Source organism: Longimicrobium sp., assembly GCF_036387355.1.
In the GTDB taxonomy this organism is placed as follows: domain Bacteria; phylum Gemmatimonadota; class Gemmatimonadetes; order Longimicrobiales; family Longimicrobiaceae; genus Longimicrobium.
This window is the reverse complement of record NZ_DASVTX010000553.1, coordinates 1-2,589: the sequence shown is the minus strand read 5'-3', so window position 1 is coordinate 2,589 and position 2,589 is coordinate 1. Positions and strand designations below refer to the sequence as shown.

General features: G+C 71.9%; 2 protein-coding genes. Both read right to left on the bottom strand.

Features of this window, described 5'->3' with window-relative positions; translation table 11 throughout:
* Window positions 1–780 (bottom strand): pitrilysin family protein (locus tag VF665_RS23950; protein WP_331056010.1); only part of this gene is annotated, 780 nt, incomplete at its 3' end.
* 161 nt (window positions 781–941) lie between these two features.
* The gene (locus VF665_RS23945) at window positions 942–2,063 is read right to left on the bottom strand and encodes a glycosyltransferase family 4 protein (protein ID WP_331056009.1); all 1,122 of its coding nucleotides are present in this window, start codon (window positions 2,061–2,063) and stop codon (window positions 942–944) included.
* Window positions 2,064–2,589: the final 526 nt, after the last annotated feature.

Below are 2,589 nucleotides of genomic sequence, written 5' to 3'. Positions count from 1 at the left end.
CGGGCGCGGGCACTCGGGGCGCGGCGGCGTTTCCACCCGCGGAATCGCGCCGAAGTACTGCTGCACCATCTGCCGCGCCGCCGCGGGGTCAAAGTCGCCCACCAGCGTCAGCGTGGCGTTGTTGGGCGCATAGTAGGTGCGAAAGAACTGCTGCACGTCCTCGATGCGCGCGGCGTTCAGGTCTTCCATGCTGCCGATGACCTCGTGCGCGTACGGAAAGCACCCCTCGGCGCTGTAGATGCCGGTGGAGGTGGCGCGCAGCAGCGAGCGGGTGTACGGCGCGTTGTCCACGCGCAGGCGCCGCTCTTCCTTTACGATCTCCTGCTGGTTGGCCAGCTGCGCGGGCTCCACCTTGAGCGAGCGCATGCGGTCGCTTTCCAGCCACAGCGCCAGGTTCAGCCGGTTGGGCGGCACCACCTGAAAGTAGTTGGTGCGGTCCTCGGCGGTGGAGGCGTTGAGCCCCGTGGCGCCGGCGGCCTGCAGCAGGCGCGAGTGGTCGCCCTTGGGCGCGTTCTCGGAGCCTTCGAACATCATGTGCTCGAACAGGTGCGCAAAGCCGGTGCGCCCCTGCCGCTCGTTGCGGCTGCCGACGTCGTACCAGAGGTTCACGGCCACCACGGGGGTGTTGCGGTCCGGCGCCAGAACCACGCGCAGGCCGTTCTGCAGGCGGTACGTCTCGAACGGAAAGTTGACGGTCGAGGTGCCCTGGGCGGACGCGGACGTCGCGGCCCCCGCGAGCATCAGCGCCGCCGCGAGCCCGCGGACAGGGGATGGAATCATGCAGCCTCCATCGGAGTGTGCCGCGGCGGGCGCGCCGAAGACCGGCAGGGCCCGTTTGCGCGGCGGGAATCCCCGCCCGCGGCGTCCGGTGAATGCCGGGCGCGCGTGGCGGGTGTGGTCAGTGGTTGATGCGATCAAAGTGGGGCGGCTTGCGTGTGCGATCAAGCCCGCCCGGCCGGAACACCTGATTCCGCCAGCGCGGCGCGGTACACGCGGGCGGTGCGCGCGGCCATGCGTTCGGCCGTGAACCGGCGCCGCACCCGCGCCCGCCCCGCGCGCCCCCACCGCCGCAGCGCCTCCGGGTCCGCCAGCGCCGCGCGGATCGCCTCCGCAAGCGCGCCCGCGTCTCCCGCGGGAACGAGCAGGCCCGTCCGTCCGTCGCGCACGGCCTCGGCGGTGCCGCACACGTCCGTGCCGATCACCGGCACGCCCATCGCCATCGCCTCCAGCGCCACCAGCGGCAGCCCTTCGAACAGCGACGGCAGGATGCACAGCTCCGCCGCCCCCATCAGTTCCGGCACGTCGCCTCGCGTTCCGGGGATGATGATCGCCTCGCTGACGCCCATCTCCCGCGCGCGGCGCTGGATGGAGGCGCGCAGCGGCCCGTCGCCCACCCACACGAAGCGGGCGCGCGGCTCCGCGGCAAGCACGGCGGGAACGGCGTCCAGCAGGTGCGCGTGCCCCTTCTGCGCGGTAAAGCGCGCCACGGTCAGCAGCACGCGTGCGTCCTCCGGCAGCCCCAGCTCCGCGCGGACCTCGGCGGCGGAGCGGCGCGGCGCGCGCGGCCGGGCGATGCCGTTGTGCACCGCGCGAAGGATCTCCGGCGCGAACCCGGCCCGGGCGTAGCTGTCCCTCGCCGCGCGCGACACGCAGATGATGCGGGCGCAGCGGGCCGCGACGGCCGCGTGGTCACGCACCTGTTCCGCGTCGGTGATGACGTACGGCAGGTGCTCCGTGCGCACCACGGGGATGCCGGCGACGGGCCCCGCGTACACGGCGTGGTGCCCCTCCCATCCTACCCCGGCATGCACGTGCAGCAGATCGACCGCGTTGGAGCGCAGCCACGCGGCAAAGGGTTGCTCGTCCGCCGCCGCGCGCACCGTGATGGCCGCCGCGCCGATCCCCATCCGCCGTGCCCTGGCCAGCAGCCGGTCGCCTTCGGGGGATGACGGGCAGACGAGCGAAACGCGGTGCGCGCGGCGCAGGGCGCGCGCCAGCAGCAGCATGTGCCGCCCGACGCCCGAGGGCTCCAGGCTGTCGGTCAGAAGGCAGACGTGAGGCATTCCATCCGTGCGGGGGAGAGAGTTGGCCGCGCGGCACTGCGCACGCCCCGCGCCACGGCGCTTTCAGCCACGGATCAAAACAGGAATTGCGCACACGGAGGCACGGAGCCACAGAGGAACCGCAACCGAAGACCATCACGCAGAGACGCGGGGGCGCGGACAGCAACGGAAGACAATCGACGGCCAGCCATTGTGGATGTCCTACTCTGTGTCTCCGTGTCTCTGTTGGAGATTGAAGTTGTTCACGCGCTGGCGGAAGGTGTGCGGTCCCGAATCACCACGTCGCCCAAACCTTGTACACGGCGAACACGTCGGCACAACCATTGCCCGGTGGCGCAGGCCCAATCTGCGTCCGGGAGGATCGGCGAGCCTGCCGCTCCCGACCCGGCCGCGCGCGCCTCCGGCCCCCGAACCACGCATGCAGAAGGCTTCCGCCAGCCCCTCCGGCGACCGCGCGTCCAGCTCTGACCTGCTCTGCTTTTCGCATCTGCGCTGGGACTTCGTGTACCAGCGCCCGCAGCACCTG

Bases quoted from the DNA above. Each gene is read 5' to 3' on its own strand.
- VF665_RS23945 (WP_331056009.1), bottom strand. From the start codon at position 2,063: ATGCCTCACGTCTGCCTTCTGACCGACAGCCTGGAGCCCTCGGGCGTC.